The 16,383-nt window shown below is 72.3% G+C and carries 13 protein-coding genes and 1 riboswitch; of the genes, 5 read left to right on the forward strand and 8 right to left on the reverse strand.

The window, feature by feature from the left end; genetic code table 11:
• Positions 1-375: 375 nt before the first annotated feature.
• The 4 genes from AAH979_RS25715 to AAH979_RS25730 all read right to left on the reverse strand — a co-directional run bounded on the left by AAH979_RS25715 (position 376) and on the right by AAH979_RS25730 (position 4,636).
• Positions 376-2,751 (reverse strand): excinuclease ABC subunit UvrA, encoded by a 2,376-nt coding sequence (locus AAH979_RS25715; RefSeq protein ID WP_346260692.1) that lies wholly within the window; start codon positions 2,749-2,751, stop codon positions 376-378.
• A 180-nt stretch (positions 2,752-2,931) separates the two neighbouring features.
• Positions 2,932-3,342: a VOC family protein gene (locus AAH979_RS25720; RefSeq protein WP_346260693.1), complete on the reverse strand. Its 411-nt coding sequence runs from the start codon at positions 3,340-3,342 to the stop codon at positions 2,932-2,934.
• A 5-nt stretch (positions 3,343-3,347) separates the two neighbouring features.
• A complete protein-coding gene (locus AAH979_RS25725; RefSeq protein WP_346260694.1) occupies positions 3,348-3,797 on the reverse strand; it encodes a helix-turn-helix transcriptional regulator in 450 nt (149 codons plus the stop codon).
• Between the two features lie 110 nt (positions 3,798-3,907).
• Positions 3,908-4,636 carry an SDR family oxidoreductase gene (locus AAH979_RS25730; protein ID WP_346260695.1) on the reverse strand — a complete coding sequence of 243 codons (729 nt, stop codon included), beginning with the start codon at positions 4,634-4,636 and terminating at the stop codon, positions 3,908-3,910.
• Between the two features lie 242 nt (positions 4,637-4,878).
• On the opposite strand from AAH979_RS25730, the gene AAH979_RS25735 reads away from it, so the two are divergent.
• The 4 genes from AAH979_RS25735 to AAH979_RS25750 all read left to right on the forward strand — a co-directional run bounded on the left by AAH979_RS25735 (position 4,879) and on the right by AAH979_RS25750 (position 9,227).
• The gene (locus AAH979_RS25735) at positions 4,879-5,598 is read left to right on the forward strand and encodes a hypothetical protein (protein ID WP_346260696.1); all 720 of its coding nucleotides are present in this window, start codon (positions 4,879-4,881) and stop codon (positions 5,596-5,598) included.
• Positions 5,599-5,715: 117 nt separating this feature from the next.
• Positions 5,716-5,806: riboswitch (ZMP/ZTP riboswitch) on the forward strand.
• 19 nt (positions 5,807-5,825) lie between these two features.
• Positions 5,826-7,286 (forward strand): glycine hydroxymethyltransferase, encoded by a 1,461-nt coding sequence (locus AAH979_RS25740; RefSeq protein WP_346260697.1) that lies wholly within the window; start codon positions 5,826-5,828, stop codon positions 7,284-7,286.
• A 118-nt stretch (positions 7,287-7,404) separates the two neighbouring features.
• Positions 7,405-7,926: a SigE family RNA polymerase sigma factor gene (locus AAH979_RS25745; RefSeq protein WP_346260698.1), complete on the forward strand. Its 522-nt coding sequence runs from the start codon at positions 7,405-7,407 to the stop codon at positions 7,924-7,926.
• On the forward strand, positions 7,926-9,227 hold the full coding sequence (locus AAH979_RS25750; protein ID WP_346260699.1) for a hypothetical protein: 1,302 nt from the start codon (positions 7,926-7,928) through the stop codon (positions 9,225-9,227). The genes AAH979_RS25745 and AAH979_RS25750 overlap by 1 nt, the downstream gene beginning before the upstream one ends.
• 50 nt (positions 9,228-9,277) lie before the next feature.
• Here the strand turns inward: AAH979_RS25750 and AAH979_RS25755 are convergent, their stop codons facing one another.
• The 3 genes from AAH979_RS25755 to AAH979_RS25765 form a co-directional block, all read right to left on the reverse strand.
• A complete protein-coding gene (locus AAH979_RS25755; RefSeq protein WP_346260700.1) occupies positions 9,278-10,156 on the reverse strand; it encodes a siderophore-interacting protein in 879 nt (292 codons plus the stop codon).
• Between the two features lie 164 nt (positions 10,157-10,320).
• Positions 10,321-11,316, reverse strand: a complete 996-nt coding sequence (cydB, locus tag AAH979_RS25760; protein WP_346260701.1) for a cytochrome d ubiquinol oxidase subunit II — start codon at positions 11,314-11,316, stop codon at positions 10,321-10,323.
• A gap of 62 nt (positions 11,317-11,378) precedes the next feature.
• Entirely contained in the window at positions 11,379-12,836 is a 1,458-nt protein-coding gene (locus AAH979_RS25765; protein ID WP_346260702.1) for a cytochrome ubiquinol oxidase subunit I, read from the reverse strand.
• Positions 12,837-13,083: 247 nt separating this feature from the next.
• On the opposite strand from AAH979_RS25765, the gene AAH979_RS25770 reads away from it, so the two are divergent.
• Entirely contained in the window at positions 13,084-13,878 is a 795-nt protein-coding gene (locus AAH979_RS25770) for a lysophospholipid acyltransferase family protein (RefSeq protein WP_346260703.1), read from the forward strand.
• Between the two features lie 57 nt (positions 13,879-13,935).
• On the opposite strand, the gene AAH979_RS25775 is transcribed toward AAH979_RS25770, so the two are convergent.
• Positions 13,936-16,383, reverse strand: a complete 2,448-nt coding sequence (locus AAH979_RS25775; protein ID WP_346260704.1) for a poly(A) polymerase — start codon at positions 16,381-16,383, stop codon at positions 13,936-13,938.

Consider the following 16,383-nt stretch of genomic DNA (forward strand, 5'->3'; position numbering starts at 1 on the left):
ACTCGCGCCAGCGCCCGACCAGCCGCAACCCGGTCAACCTCGGGGTCAGATCGAGCTCGGCTGGCCGGGTTCGTGATCGGGTCGCGTACCGGGATGACGAGTCGTCGCCGGGCGGCCTCGCGTGCCACCGATTTCCCGGCCCTGCCGCCCCCGTGGAGGGGTCCGGGAGATCGCTAGTTGACATAATGCAGATTATCGACCTGGCGCCGAGCCGGGAGAAGTGGCCCTGCGGATCGCGCGTCACGCGTCGACGGCCGGTGCGGGAGTCCTCCGGGCCGGCGTCGCCGTAGTCGTCGACGCCGGCCCCATTCCAGAGATTGCGCCGCTCGTGAGCGTGTCCCCGCTCCGCTCGCGGTGTCCGCAGAGGGCTCTCGGTCAGCGGCCGACGTAGTCCGCGAGGTGCTGGCCGGTGAGGGTGGAGCGAGCGGCGACGAGATCGGCGGGTGTGCCCTCGAAGACGATCCGGCCGCCGTCGTGGCCGGCTCCGGGACCGAGGTCGATGATCCAGTCGGCGTGTGCCATGACCGCCTGGTGGTGCTCGACGACGATGACCGACTTGCCGGCGTCGACGAGCCGGTCGAGCAGGCCGAGCAGTTGCTCGACGTCGGCGAGGTGGAGGCCGGCGGTCGGCTCGTCGAGGACGTAGACGCCACCCTTGTCGGCCATGTGGGTGGCCAGCTTGAGCCGCTGCCGCTCCCCGCCGGAGAGCGTGGTGAGCGGCTGGCCGAGGCTGAGGTAGCCGAGTCCGACGTCGGCGAGCCGGTGCAGGATGGCGTGCGCGGCCGGGGTACGTGCCTCGCCGGTGCCGAAGAACTCCTCGGCCTCGGTCACCGACATCGCGAGTACCTCGCTGATGTCGCGGCCGCCGAGGTGGTATTCGAGTACCGATGCCTCGAACCGCTTTCCTTCGCACTCCTCGCAGGTGGTGGCGACGCCGGCCATCATGGCCAGGTCGGTGTAGATGACGCCGGCACCGTTGCAGTTGGGGCAGGCGCCTTCGGAGTTGGCGCTGAACAGCGCCGGCTTCACCCCGTTGGCCTTCGCGAACGCCTTGCGGATCGGGTCGAGCAGTCCGGTGTACGTCGCCGGGTTGCTCCGTCGCGAGCCGCGGATCGCGCCCTGGTCGATCGACACCACGCCCGCGCCGGCCGGGATCGACCCGTGTACGAGGGTGCTCTTGCCGGAGCCGGCGACGCCGGTGACGACGACCAGCACTCCGAGCGGGATGTCGACGTCGATGTCGCGCAGGTTGTTGGCGGTGGCGCCGCGGATCGGAAGCCGGCCGGTGGGCTTGCGCACCGTCTCCTTGAGGGCGGCGCGGTCGTCGAGATGGCGGCCGGTGATGGTGCCGCTGGCCCGTAGCCCCTCGACCGTGCCCTCGAAGCAGACGGTGCCGCCCGCCGTACCGGCGCCGGGGCCGAGATCGACGACGTGGTCGGCGATGGCGATGGTCTCCGGCTTGTGTTCCACCACGAGTACGGTGTTGCCCTTGTCGCGGAGCCGTAGCAGCAGGTTGTTCATCCGCTGGATGTCGTGCGGGTGCAGGCCGATGGTGGGCTCGTCGAAGACGTAGGTGACGTCGGTGAGCGAGGAGCCGAGGTGGCGGATCATCTTGGTGCGCTGCGCCTCGCCGCCGGACAGGGTGCCGGACGGGCGGTCGAGCGAGAGGTAGCCGAGCCCGATCTCCACGAACGAGTCGAGGGTCTGCCGTAGCGAGGCGAGCAGCGGCGCCACCGACGGTTCGTCGAGGTCGCGGACCCATTGGGCCAGGTCGCTGATCTGCATCGCGCACGCCTCGGCGATGTTGACCCCCTTGATCCGTGACGACCGGGCGGCCTCGCTGAGCCGGGTGCCGCTGCACTCGGGGCAGATGGTGAAGGTGACGGCGCGGTCCACGAACGCGCGGATGTGCGGCTGCATCCCCTCCCGGTCCTTGGAGAGGAACGACTTCTGGATTTTGGGGATCAGACCCTCGTAGGTGAGGTTGGCGCCTTCGACCTTCACCTTGGTCGGCTCCCGGTAGAGGAAGTCCTGCATTTCCCGCTTGGTGAACTCGCGGATTGGTTTGTGCGGGTCGAGGAAGCCCGACTCGGCGTAGGTGCGTACGGTCCACCAGCTGTCCGACTTCCAGCCGGGGATGGTGAAGGCGCCCTCGGCGATCGACTTGGAGTCGTCGTATAGCTGGGTGAGGTCGATGTCGGAGACCCTGCCCCGGCCTTCGCAGCGTGGACACATGCCGCCGGTGCGGGTGTAGGTCTGTTTCGTGGTCTTGCCGGCGACCGTGATCGCACCGCTCGCGCGGACCGAGGCGACGTTGAAGGAGAAGGCGCTGGGCGAGCCGATGTGCGGCTCCCCCAGCCGGCTGAAGAGGATCCGCAGCATGGCGTTGGCGTCGGTGGCGGTGCCGACGGTGGAGCGGGGGTCGCCGCCCATCCGCTCCTGGTCGACGATGATCGCGGTGGTCAGCCCGTCGAGTACGTCGACCTCGGGCCGGGCCAGTGTGGGCATGAAGCCCTGCACGAAGGCGCTGTACGTCTCGTTGATCATGCGCTGCGACTCTGCGGCGATCGTACTGAACACCAGTGAGCTCTTGCCGGAGCCGGAGACGCCGGTGAAGACCGTCAGCCGGCGCTTCGGGATCTCGACGCTGACGTCCTTGAGGTTGTTCTCCCGGGCACCGTGCACGCGGATCAGGTCGTGGCTGTCGGCGACGTGTGGCGCGGGCGGTGGGGTGTCCGTGCTGGTGGCCATGCTTCCGTTTCTTCCCTTCGTGGCGGGCCGCCGCACGGTCTCCGGCGGCGTCGCCTGACGCTTTCCGACCGGTTGGAGTCGTTTGTCTGGTTTCTCTGCTCCGTGGTCGCGACAACGGTACGCGGGTCCGCCCCGGTCGGTGGCATCGCCGGGGTACCGGCCCGACCGACGCTGTCCGGGTCAGCGGAGTTGGTTGATCCGGATCAGGTTGCCGGCGGGGTCGCGGAAGGCGCAGTCGCGGATCCCGTACGGCTGCTCGGTCGGCTCCTGGACGACGTCGGCGCCGCTGGCCTGGAGCCGGTCGAAGACGCCGTCGAGGTCGTCGGTGGCGAGGGTGATGGCGGTGTAGGTGCCCTTGGCGATCATTTCGAGGACGGTGCGCCGCTCGTCGTCGGTGATGCCGGGGTCGGCGGCCGGCGGGTGCAGGACGATGGACGTCTCGGGCTGTCTGACGGGGCCGACCGTGATCCAGCGCATCCCCTGGTATCCGACGTCGTTGCGGACCTCGAAGCCGAGGGTGTCGCGGTAGAAGGCCAGCGCGGCGTCCGGGTCGGTGTGCGGGAGGAAGGCCGCGTGAATGCTGATGTCCATGGCCATCACGCTAGATGCGGCTGCCCGACCTGCGCTTCTCGATTCCTGATCGGTCTGGTCACCTGTTTCGCGATGCACGGTGGCATCTCCCCGGTCGCTTGAGCCGTCCGGGCCCGGTAGGTGCTCGGCGGTACACCGACCAGTTCGGTGAACCGGGTGCTGAAGGTGCCCAGCGACTGGCAGCCGACCGCGAAACAGACTTCGGTGACGGTGAGGTCGCCGCGCCGCAGCAGTGCCATGGCGCGCTCGATGCGCCGGGTCATCAGATAGGCGTACGGCGACTCGCCGTAGGCGAGCCGGAACTGGCGGCTGAGGTGCCCGGCGGACATGTTCACGCCGCGGGCGAGCGCCTCGACGTCCAGCGGCTGGGCGTGCTCCCGGTCGATCCGGTCCCGGACCCGACGCAGCCGTACGAGGTCGCGAAGGTGCTGTGCCTCGGCGGGTGTGCTGCTCACCTGCGAAATCGTGCCATAAGGTGCCGACATTGCCCAGCGCGGCTGGCGTCCCACCAGGACGTCTTGCCGATACGGCCGTTCCGGCGCCGCCTGGAGGAGTCGGGACGGGGCTACATGCCGCCGGCGACCCGGAGTACCGCGCCGGTGGTGTAGGAGGCGGCGTCGCCGAGCAGCCAGACGATCGCGGCGGCGACCTCGTCGGCTCGGCCGGCGCGGCCGAGCGGTACCCGGCCGGCGGCCCGGCGGGCCCGGTCGGGTACCCCGGAGATGGTGTGGATCTCGGTGTCGATGATGCCGGGTGAGACGGCGTTGACCCGGATGCCTCGGGGGGCGAGTTCCTTGGCCAGTCCGACGGTGAGGGTGTCGGTGGCGGCTTTGACGGCGGCGTAGTGCACGTATTCGCCGGGGCTGCCGAGGGTGGCCGCCGCCGAGGAGACGTTGACGATCGCCCCGCCGGAGCCGAACCGGCGGGCGGCCTGCTGGGCGCAGAGGACGTAGCCGATGAGGTTGACGTCGACGACGCGGCGCAGGTCGGTGACGGTCAGGTCCTGGAACGGGCCGATCGGGCTGGTCACTCCGGCGTTGTTGACCAGGCCGGTGGGTTCGCCGAGCTTCCCGGCCTCGTCGAAGAGTCGTAGCACCTGGTCGGGGTCGGTGGTGTCGGCGCGGACGGCCAGGCCCTGGCGTCCGGCGGTGGCGATGTCGCGGAGTACGGCGTCGGCGGCTTCGGTGTCGCGGCGGTAGCAGAAGACGACGTCGTGTCCGGCGGTGGCGAGGTGTCGTACGGTCGCGGCGCCGATTCCTCGGCTGCCGCCGGTCACCACCGTCAGCGGCGTCATGGGCCTCTCCCCTCGGTTGTCGCCTCCCCCGGCTGCCGGGTCGGGGCCGGGGTGTGCCGGCGCGTGGCGGTGCGGTTGTCGCGGGTCCGGTAGCTGGCGATCCTGCCAGGTGTGGGCGCGGCGGAGGTGGCCGGGACCGGGCGGCGGTTTTGTTGATCTCGGACCGGTGTGTCCGTCTCGACGTTGTCGGGCCGGACTGGTAGTAAGTCATGAATCAAACAGGTGTACGGAAGAGGGATCCGATGGCTGCCGCGCGTACCGCCGAACAGGGCTTGTCCACCGAGGAGTTGCAGCAGATCAGGGACGCGTTGGCGGGTGGCCGCAAGCCGAAGGTGATGTTCACCGAGGCGGCGGGGCAGATCGCCGGTCAGCTCGGTCAGGTGGTGGAGTTGACCGATCCGGAGGTGTCCGAGGAGTGGGTGGTGGTCCGGTTCGGCCGGGACGAGTTGCCCTTCTCCCCCACCGATCTGGCTGTCGCGCCGAAGGGTGCGACCCGGCGGGCGGCGGTCAAGCCGGAGCCGGAGCCCGAGCCGGCCGCCGAACCAGAGTTCAAGATTGTCAGGGAGCCGGTTTCGGCTTCCCGCGAGGAGGCAGCAGTGACCGCAGTGGACACTCCCCCGGCCCGTCCGTCCGACGGCGAGGGCGAGGCGAAGCCGGCCCGTCGGGCGACGAAGGCGGTGAAGCCGAAGGGGCCGGCGGGGTTGACGGTCACCCTGACGTACGCGGAGGGCGAGTGGACGCTGGCGGCGACGCAGGGCACGAAGTCGCTGGCGAAGCCGTACGTGATCAAGCCGGCCGAGGCGTTGAAGATGGTGGCGCTGATCGATGTCCCCGGGGTGCACGAGGCGGTGGAGCAGATCATGGCGGTGGAGCGGCGGGAGGCCGAGCAGCAGGCGGAGAAGTTGCGGGCCGAGCTGGCGGAGATCGAGGCGCGGTTGGCGGAGCTGCGCGACGCGGGCTGAGCCGTCGGCGTGCAGCCTCGGCTGGCCGTGCTCGCGGCGCCGGCCGGGGCTGGCGGTCGGATCGGGGCGGCGGGTTGGCGTGGTTGGTCGCTGCGGGCCGGGCGGGTTGGTACGCTCGGCCCGGACCGTGACTGGCGTGCTGGGATGGGGTCAACCATCGGGAAGCGGTCCCGTCGAGTGACGTGTGCCGTGCGCCTGGGCCAATTTTTCCTGCCCAGGAGGTTTCCATGGCCAATCAGGTGTCCCCACTCGGCACGAGGTCCACGGAGTCGGTCGCGTTCGGTGCGGCGTTGGACGTGGTGCGTGCGGTCGAGCCCCGGATCGCCGACGCGATCGGGGCGGAGCTGGCCGACCAGCGCGAGTCGTTGAAGTTGATCGCCTCGGAGAACTACGCGTCCCCGGCGGTGCTGCTGGCGATGGGTAACTGGCTCAGCGACAAGTACGCGGAGGGCACGATCGGCCGCCGGTTCTACGCCGGCTGCCGCAACGTCGACACCGTGGAGTCGGTCGCGGCGGAGCATGCCCGGGAGTTGTTCGGAGCGGCGCACGCGTACGTGCAGCCGCATTCGGGGATCGACGCGAACCTGGTGGCGTTCTGGGCGGTGCTGGCCGACCGGGTGGAGTCACCGGCGTTGCGACGGGCCGGGGTCCGGCACGTGAACGAGTTGACCGACCAGGACTGGGCGGTGTTGCGGCGGGAGCTGGGTGACCAGCGGATGTTGGGCATGTCGTTGGATGCGGGCGGGCATCTGACGCACGGTTTCCGGCCGAACATCTCCGGCAAGATGTTCGACCAGCGTAGTTACGGCACCGATCCGGAGACCGGGCTGCTGGACTACGACGAGCTGCGCCGGGTCGCCCGGGAGTTCCGGCCGTTGATCCTGATGGCCGGCTATTCGGCGTACCCGCGGCGGGTGAACTTCCGGCTGATGCGGGAGATCGCCGACGAGGTCGGTGCGACGCTGCTGGTCGACATGGCGCACTTCGCCGGGCTGGTGGCCGGGAAGGTGTTCACCGGTGACTTCGATCCGGTCCCGTACGCGCATCTGGTGACCACGACGACGCACAAGTCGTTGCGGGGGCCGCGCGGCGGCATGGTGCTGTGCGGGCCGGAGCTGGCCGACCAGGTGGACCGGGGCTGCCCGATGGTGCTCGGCGGCCCGCTGCCGCATGTGATGGCCGGGAAGGCGGTCGCGTTGGCGGAGGCGCGGCGGCCGGAGTTCGCGGCCTACGCGGGCCGGGTGGTGGAGAACGCGGTGGCGCTGGCGGAGGGGTTGTTGCGGCGGGGAGCCGAGCTGGTGACCGGTGGTACGGACAATCATCTGCTGCTGGTGGACGTGTCGGGGTACGGGTTGACGGGGCGGCAGGCGGAGGCGGCGCTGTTGGATGCCGGCATCGTGACGAACCGGAACTCGGTGCCCCGGGACCCGAACGGCGCCTGGTACACCTCCGGGATCCGGGTCGGTACGCCGGCGTTGACGACCCGGGGGCTCGGGGTGGCCGAGATGGACGAGGTCGCCGGGTTGCTGCACACGGTGCTGTCGCAGACCCGGCCGGGGGTCGGGCCGGACGGCGCGCCGTCGAAGGCCCGGTACGTGTTGGATCGGGCGGTTGCCGAGCGGGTGGCGGGGCAGGCCGCGGATCTGCTGGCAGGTTATCCGCTGTATCCGGTGGTCGATCTCGGCTGATGGTGGTTGGTCCGGGCTGAGGGTGGTGGTGGCGGGGTCGGGTCGAGTTCGGTGGTGGTGGCGGTAACCCTCGCGGCTTCCCGCGGCGTCTGTGGAGGCGACGAGACCGGGAGGGTGGATGCGAGAGTCGCGTGGTGCGGAGTTCGACGACTTCGTCCGGACGCGGTCGGTGGCGCTGTTACGGGTCGCCTACCTGCTGACGGGTGATCGGCATGAGGCGGAGGACCTGCTCCAGGAGGTGTTGGAGCAGGTCTATCTGCGTTGGCGGCGGGTGCGGACGGTGCCGGAGGCGTACGCGCGGCGGGCGTTGGTGAACCGGGCGGCGAGCCGGTGGCGGCGGCGGGCCCGGCGGCCGGAGCGGGCGCTGGGTGATTTCGACCCGTCGACGCCGGACCGTACCGAGGATGTGCTGGTCCGGGAGTCGGTGGTCGCGGCGTTGCGGGCGTTGCCGCACCGGCAGCGGGCCGCGGTGGTGCTCCGTTTTCTGGAGGATCTGTCGGTCGCCGACGTCGCCGCCGCGCTGGACTGTTCCGAGGGTGCGGTGAAGAGCCACACCGCGCGGGGGTTGGCGCGGCTGCGGGCGGCGCTGGCCGGGACCGGTCTCGTCCTGTCTGTTTCCAACGGTTCCGGAGGTTCGTGATGACGATCGACGACGTGGATGTGCGGGGGGTCCTGCACCGGGCGACGGCGCACCTGAGCGAGCCGCCCGGCCTGCTCGACGACGTGCGCCGGGGTGGGCGGCGGCGGGTGGTGCGCAGGCGGGGGGTGCTGGCGGCCGGTCTGCTGGTGGTCGGGGCGGCGTCGACCGGCGGGGTGCTCCAATGGGGCGGTGGTGGCCGGGTCGAGGTCGCGGCGCCGCTGTTCGACCGGCCGTCCCGGGGTGATCTGGCGGGCAACGAGGTGTTCGTGCGGCGGCTGCTAGCGGTGTGGCGGCGCGCGATGGCGGATACCGAGACCGGGGTACGGGGTGCGCCGCACGTGGTGTGGGCGGGTAGCACTCCGGCGGGGCCGGCCGCGTTCGTGATGCAGCGCACCGCCGAGCATCCGGTGGTGTCGGAGCCGGGTGGGGCACGGCTGGCGGCGGTGGCCGCGTTTGTGGAGTCGGTCGGGGACCGGTTGCGGGTGATGACGGTGGAGCAGGTCGACGAGGACGGTATGGACGGCAACTCGCAGGCGGCGTTGCTCGGGGAGAACCGGGACGTGCTGGTGGTGCTGGATGTGGGGCGGCCGGTGGAGTTCTCCCGGGATCTGCGGTTCGCCGCCGATGGGAGGGTGTTGCGGACGTTCGTGCCGGTGCCGTTCCGGGACGGGGCGGCGGTGCTGGAGGTGCCGGCGCAGCGGGCGAAGATCACTCTTGCGTTCCGCCGGCTGGGTGGGCTGAGGGACCAGGTGTACCTCAGCAACGCCTCGGAGATCCTTTTCCCGGGGGGGCGGGACCGGCCTGCTCCCCCGGTGCGCGATCACGTGTTGCCGGGTGCGGAGAGGGTGTGGGGCAAGCCGTCGGAGTTGGTGCAGCGGTACGTCAACGAGCCGGACTCGCTCGCCGACTACTACGACCGGTGGGGCATGCACACCAGTGACGGCTCTCCGCTGCTGACGGTGTACGGGGTCACTCCGGACGGCCGGCTGTTGATGGTGACGACGGTGCAGTACGACGACTATCCGTCTCGGGTGGTCGCGCTGCTGGGGCCGGTCGCTGGGCCGTTGCGGCCGGTGACGAGCGCGGTGGCGGACTGGTCGGCGAGGTTGCCGGTGCGGCTGCGGTTGCCGGACGGGCAGGGCACGGTGGTGGCCGCCGAGGGGGCGGCGTTCGGTTACCGGGTCGACGGCGACGGTGGCTGGCGGGATGCGGGCCGGGACGCGGCTCTGCTGCCGGCGGCCGCGGTGGAGTTGCGGGTGACGCCGTCGAGCGGGTCGGCGCAGACGGTTCCGCTGCGTTGACGGTCCGCCGGGCCGGGTGCCGATCCCACCGGCACCCGGCCCGGCGGGGTTCATCCGGTCCGGGTGCCGGTGGTGGTGGTTTCGGCGCAGGCGAGGCGTTCACGTGCCTCGGCGAGGTCCTCGTCGGTCGGGTCGTCGTCCTGGGTCAGGTTCCGCCGCCAGTAGCCGGTGAAGTCGATCGACTGTTTCGGCAGGCCCCGGTCGTCGACGAGGTGCCGGCGCAGCGCGCGTACGGTGCCGGCCTCGCCGGCCAGCCAGGCGAAGACGGAGCCGGCCGGGAAGGTCGCGGCGCGTACGGCGTCGAGCAGCCGGCTGCCGTGTGCGGCCGGCGGGTCGCCGCGGTGCAGCCAGTGCAGGGTGAGGTCGGCCGGGGTGTCGAGCTGCTGCTCCTCGGCCGGGTCGGGGATCTCGACGAAGGCGTGCGCGCGGGTGCCGGCGGGGAGCGCCTCGACGATGGTGCCGATCGCCGGCAGCGCCGACTCGTCGCCGGCGAGCAGTATCCAGTCGGTGCCACCGATCGGGACGGGGCGGGCGAAGACCGCGGACGGGCCGAACATGCCGAGGGTGTCGCCGGGGGTGGCGGATTCGGCCCATCGGGTGGCGGGGCCGGCGTGCTCGTGCAGGACGAAGTCGATGTCGATCAGGTTGCCGTGCGGGTGGTGTGCCCGGATGGTGTAGCTGCGGGTCCAGGGGCGGGCGGGTTCGGGGATGTCGGCGAAGCCGGCGTACCAGCGCCAGAGGTCGGGGTCGGGTTCGGGCAGCCGGGGGCGGCGCTGCCCGGGTCTGGGGAAGTAGAGCTTCACCTGTTGGTCGGGTCCGTCGAGGTGGAGGTCGGCGAGGTCGTCGCCGGTGAAGGTGATCCGGGCCATCCGCGGCGTGATCCGGGCGACGTCGGCGACCCGGATGAACCGGATCGGGAGTTGTCCCATCGGGGTGCCTTTCGACGGTTACGAGTAGTCGGTGCCGTGACTGAGCCTTTCGCTTCAATTGTTTCATTGAAGTCCTTATTGAGACTTCGAGTGAACGGGTGCGGGCAGTGCCGGTGATGGGCGCGGAAAAGTCTCAACTCGCGGGTTACGTCGCGGCGGGTGGGTCACCGGGGGATGTTGGCGACCCCGATCCGCTTGCGGAACACCCAGTAGGTCCAGCCCTGGTAGGCGAGGACGACGGGGGCGAAGAAGGCGGCCACCCAGGTCATCACCTTCAGGGTGTAGGCGCTGGAGGCGGCATTGTCGATGGTGAGGGTGCCGGCCGGGTCGGCGGTGGACGGCAGCACGGTCGGGAACAGCGCGGCGAACAGGGCGGCGACGGTCAGCCCGATCGCGGCGGCGGTGCCGACGAAGGCCCAGCCCTCCCGGCGTACCCGGGTGGCGGCCAGCGCCCCGACCAGGGCGAGCGCGGCTGCCACGGCGAGCCCGACGGCGGCCGGGGTCTGCCGGATGGTCAGGCCGACGGCCAGGAACGCGGCCGTGACCAGGGCGGTGGCCGTGGCCGCCCGGGCGGCGAGCCGGCCGGCCCGGACCCGGATCTCACCGGTGGTCTTGAGCGCGAGGAAGACGGCGCCGTGCGTGACGAACAGCGCCGTCGTGGTCACCCCGCCGAGCAGCGCGTACGGGTTGAGCAGGTCGAGCAGTCCGCCGGTGTAGTCGTGCCGCGCGTCCAGTGGTACGCCGCGCAGCAGGTTGCCGAGGACGACCCCCCACAGCGCGGCGGGGATCAGCGAGCCGAGGAAGATGGCGAGGTCCCAGCGGGCCTTCCAGGCTGCCTCCGGGCGCTTGTGCCGGTACTCGAAGGCGACGCCTCGGAAGATCAGGGCGAGCAGCACGAGCAGCAGTGGCAGGTAGAAGCCGGAGAAGAGGCTGGCGTACCAGCCGGGGAAGGCGGCGAAGAGGCCGCCGGCGGCGGTGATCAGCCAGACCTCGTTGCCGTCCCAGACCGGCCCGATGGTGTTGATCAGCACCCGGCGTTCCCGGTCGTCGCGGCCGAGCACGGGCAGCAGGATGCCGACGCCGAAGTCGAAGCCCTCCAGGATGAAGTAGCCGGTGAAGAGCACGGCGATGAGCAGGAACCAGAAGGTGGGCAGGTCCATCGTGGACTCCGGTCGGGTCGGTCGTGGGCGGGCTGCGGGTGCGGCGGGGTGGCGCCGCCGGGTCAGTAGGCGAAGGCGAGGGGGCGGTTCTCGTCGTCGGTGTCGGGTTCGGGCGCGGCGGGCGGTGCGGTGTCCGGCAGGCCGGCGCGGGCGTACCGGATCAGCAGCCGGACCTCGACGACGGCGAGGGTGGCGTAGACCAGGGTGAAGGCGGTGAACGAGGTGAGGACCTCGGCCAGCGAGACGCTGCGGGAGACGCCGTCGCGGGTGAGCATCTCGCCGAAGACGACCCATGGCTGCCGGCCCATCTCGGTGAAGATCCAGCCGAAGCAGTTCGCGGCGAGCGGCAGGACCGGCATGACCAGGCCGGCCCGGACCAGCCAGCGGGAGTTCGGGGTACGGCCGCGGCGCTGCGCCCAGAGCACCCACGCGGCGATCGCGGCGGCGGCCAACCCGAAGCCGATCATGAATCGGAAGCTCCAGTAGGTGACCGGGATGACCGGGGTGTAGCTGCCGGGGCCGTACTGGGCGACGTACTGGGCCTGGAGGTCGTTGATTCCCCGGACCTGCCCGTTCGGGTCGCCGGTGCCGAGCACGGAGAGCAGGTACGGGATCTTGATGGCGAAGAGTTCCCGGCTGCCGTCCAGGCTGCCGACGGTGAGTACGGAGAACGAGGCGGGCTGCTCGGTGGTGTAGAGCGCCTCGGCGGCGGCCATCTTCATCGGCTGCACCTGCGTCATGATCTTGCCTTGCAGGTCGCCGGTGATCACGACGGCGACCGCGGCGGCGAGGGTGACCCAGGCGCCGAACCGGGCGGCGAACCGGAACGCTGCCCGGTCCTCCCCCGCCGCCGGGCTCTGCCGCTCGGCGGCCTGCTTGCCGGCCTTGCCGGTCGGGCGGCGCAGGTGCCAGAGGGCGATCGAGACCATCAGTGCTCCGGCGACCAGGAAGCAGCCGGCGAGGGTGTGCGGGAAGGTGACCAGGGTGACCTTGTTGGTGAGTACGGCGACGATGTCGGTGAGTTCGGCCCGGCCGGTGTCGGGGTTGATCCGGTAGCCGACCGGGTTCTGCATCCAGGAGTTCGCGGCCAGGATGAAGTACGCGCTCAGCGTCGAGCCGAGCGCGGCGGCCCAGATGGTGGCCAGGTGGATCCGGCGGGGCAGCCGGTCCCAGCCGAAGATCCACAGGCCGAGGAAGGTGGATTCGAGGAAGAACGCGAGCAGCGCCTCGATCGCCAGCGGGGCACCGAAGACGTCGCCGACGAAGCGGGAGTAGTCGCTCCAGTTCATCCCGAACTGGAACTCCTGCACGATGCCGGTGACCACACCCATGGCAAAGTTGATCAGGAAGAGCTTGCCGTAGAACTTGGTCAACCGCAGGTAGCGCAGCTCCCCGGTGCGGTGCCAGCGGGTCTGCAGGATCGCCACGAGCACCGACAGCCCGATGGTCAGCGGTACGAAGAGGAAGTGGTAGACGGTGGTGACACCGAACTGCCACCGGGCGACGTCGAGCGCGTCCACGGCAAACCCCCAGGTATGTACTACCGGACGTAGTAAATACTACCTGTCGTCGTAGACGGTGCCGCTGGGAGGTCGATCACGTCTGCCGGTCACCGTCGCGGTCCTGCTCGGCTGCCCGGCGCTTCCGACGCCACGCCGGGGCACCGGGCCCGGGGCAGCCGGCGGCGGTGCACCGCGTCCCGGCCGGCGCGACACCCCCTGCCCCGGGCCTCCCGGACGGCCGGCGCGTGCGACGATCGACCGCCTGATGGAGACCACCACCGCCGCGCCCTGGCGCGCCCCCCGCTTCTGGCTCTTCCTCCAGGTCCTCGCCCGGGGCGTGGTCGGGCTGCTCGCCCGGCTGCGGGTCACCGGCGACGTGCCCGACGAGCTGCGGCACGGCCCGCTGATCCTGGCCGCCAACCACCTCAACCCGTTCGACCCGGTGGTGCTGACCGCCGCCTGCCGGGTACGCCGGATCGCGCCCCGGATCATGGCCACCGGCGGGGTCTTCCGGGCCCCGATCGTCGGCTCCGCGATGCGGGCCAGCGGACACATCCGGGTCGACCGGCGTACCCCGACCGTCGGACTCGCCCTGGAGCACGCGGCGGCGGCCGTCGCCCAGGGCTCGGTGGTGCTGGTCTATCCGGAGGGGCGGATGGGGCTCGACCCCGGCATGTGGCCCGAGCGGGGCAAGACCGGCACCGCCCGGCTCGCCTTCGCCAGTGGCGCCACGGTGGTGCCGGTCGCCCAGTGGGGCGCGCACGAGGTGCTGCCGTACGCCGCACCGGCCGGCATGCTCCGGGCGGTTGGCCGGGCGATGCTTCGCCGGCCGGTGATCCGGGTGCACTTCGGTCGGCCCGTCGACCTGACCGGGATCGACCCGATCAGCCCCGGCGCCGCCGCCCGGGCCACCGACGCGATCATCGAGGCGCTCACCGTCGCCCTGGCGCCGCTGCGTCACGACGAACCCGATCGGCCCCGGTACGTCGACCCGACCCGGCCCACCGAAACCCGGCGCCAGCACCGCCGTCCCCGCCTCGACGACGCGGCCGGCGGCTGAGCCGGGCACGGTGTTCCCGGCGGCGGGAGCAGCGTGCCCGGGTTCGGTGCGCGCGGCTCACCGCAGGGTCGGCACGTCGCCGCCGGGCAGCCAGTCCACGGTGGCACCGGGCAGTCCCGCCGTCCAGGGCGCGACCTCCTCGGCGAGCCGGACCGGAGCCGGCGGCGTCGGACCGAGGCCGATCGCGTACCGGATCCGCTCCGGGGTCCGCTCGAACGGGCGCGGCCAGGCGTGCGGCTCCGCTGCCCCGGCCCGCTCCACGGCGGCGAGCAGGGCCCGGACCCGGCCCCGGACCCGGCCGAGCGTCACGCTGAACGCCTCGCCCCGTACCGCCCGTACGGTCAGCACCGCCCAGGCGGCGTGCCGGCGGTGCAGCGGTGGCGGCGACGACAACTCGGGAGGCGGCTCCGGGGCGGCTCCCGCCGCGTCGAGGAGTTCCCACCCGGCGTAGAGCTCCCGGGTCAGCAGGTCCCGACCGGCGGCGGACACCTGCCCCGAGCAGGACCGGACCGGTGCACTGGGCGTCAGGATCCGCACCGGTGGCTCGTCGGCGCCGGAGTCGACGGGGGCCGGCCAGCCGTCCGGTCCGGCGGGGCCGGCCGGCGACGGGTGCAGGGCGACCGGCTCGCGCCAGTCCCAGGCCGCCCAGTCGGCGAAGAACCGCCGCAACAGCGGGACCGGGGAAAGATCGTCGGCCTGGCGTACCGTGCGGGCCGCCAGGACCGTCCAGGCCAGCCCGGGCAGCCCGCCGAACGGCGCCGAGTCGAGTCCACGTACCCGCGCCCACGCCTTCACCTGCCGGGCCAGCCCGACGAACGCCGACCGGTGCCCGCGTACCGCCGCGAGCAGTTCCTCGGCGTCGCTGACCGCACTCAGCGCGACCGCCGCCGCCGTGTCCAGCGCGGCCCGGCGGGGCACCGCCGCCGTCGCCGGCACGTCCCCGGTGGCGACCACCACCAGGTCGACGTCCCGGTCGTCGACGCGCAGCCGCAGGCCCGGCACCCGGGCGCCGCGCACCTGGCGCAGCCCGGTCGCGGCCGGCAGCGCGGCCCGCACCCGGGCCTCGACCGCCGACAGCTCGACCGCGCCCGGCAGCGCCAGCACCAGGTCCAGATCGGCGCCGGGCAGGGCGCAGCCGAGCCGCCGCGATCCGACGACGTGCGGCACCGCCTCCGGCAGGACGTCCCGCAGCGCCGACACCACCCGCCGGGTCAGCGGGTCCGCAGCCGACTGCGCCGGTACGCCGGGGCTGGCCGGTGCGGCGCCGCGGTGCCCCGGCACCGGCGGCGGGTGCACGCTCTCCGGCTCCGGCTCGATCCCGACGGGTGCGGCCGGATCGCCGGGTACGCCGGCCAGGTCGGTCGAGCCGTGGACGACGACGTCCACGGTGACGCCGTAGTGGTCCGAGACGAACAGGCCGTCGACGGAGGCCGGGGCGGTGCCGAGCAGGGCGGCGGCCCCGGCGCGCAGTCCGGTGCCGCGCAGCAGTACCCGGTCGAGCCGGCCCGCCCGGCCGGACAGCGACGAGACGGCCGCCAACGGGTTGACCAGCGGGTCGAAGGTCGGTGTCCGGTCGGCGGGCCCGTGCAGCTCGGACCAGGCGTCCCGTACCTCGGGTAGGACGCCGGGGCCACATCCGTCGTCGTTGAAGTCGCCGACCAGCACCACCGGGCCGTCGATCCCGGCCAGCGCCTCGGCGAGCCGGGCCAGTTCGACCTGCCGTCGGGCCGCCCCGCCGTCGGCGTGGTCGCTGGTCAGGTGGGTACCGGCCACCACCAGCGGCCCGGCGGCGGACTCCACGGTGATCGCCGCGACCGCCTTGTGCGGGCCGAGCGGGTGCCGGCCGGCCTCCCGGACCGGCAGGCGGCTGAGCAGCAGCAGCCCGGTGTCGTCGACGTCCCGACCGGTCGGGTCGGTGTCCAGGGTGTAGCCGGCGCGGACCCATGGGGCGTTCAGCAGCAGGTGCAGCAGTTCGGCTTCGACCTCCTGGAGGGCGATCACGTCCGCGTCGGCGTGTTCGAGCGCGGCCAGCAGCAGCGGCCGGCGCCGGGCGGTGTCGATCCGGTCGCTGTCGTACCGGTCCCAGAGGGTGTTCCAGGTCAGCACCCGCAGCCGGGCCGGGCCGGGCAGCGGTACGCCGCCGGCCGGCGCGGGTGCGGCACGCCAGCCGGCGGCCGGCATCCCGGAACGGCCATCCGGTCCGGCCGACCACCGGAACGGCGTGCCGGCGGTGAAGGACGGTGCCCGGAGCAGCCGGGGCCGCCGGCTGCGGCCCGCCGGTGTCGAGTCGATCCGGTCCAGGCCGGTGGCCCGGTCCCAGACCACCTCGCCGTCCGCCTCGATGAACAGCACCCGGTGCCACGGGATGTCGCCGCCGGGGGTGAACGCGGGCAGCGGAATCCGTTTCGGGTCGGTGCCCCGGACGTTGACCCCGAGCACGAACCGGGCCGGGTCGAACCGCGGATCCCAGCGGATCCGGTGGTAGATCTCCTCGCTGGTCCGCAT

It is taken from the genome of Plantactinospora sp. ZYX-F-223, from assembly GCF_039649625.1.
In the GTDB taxonomy this organism is placed as follows: Bacteria; Actinomycetota; Actinomycetes; order Mycobacteriales; family Micromonosporaceae; genus Plantactinospora.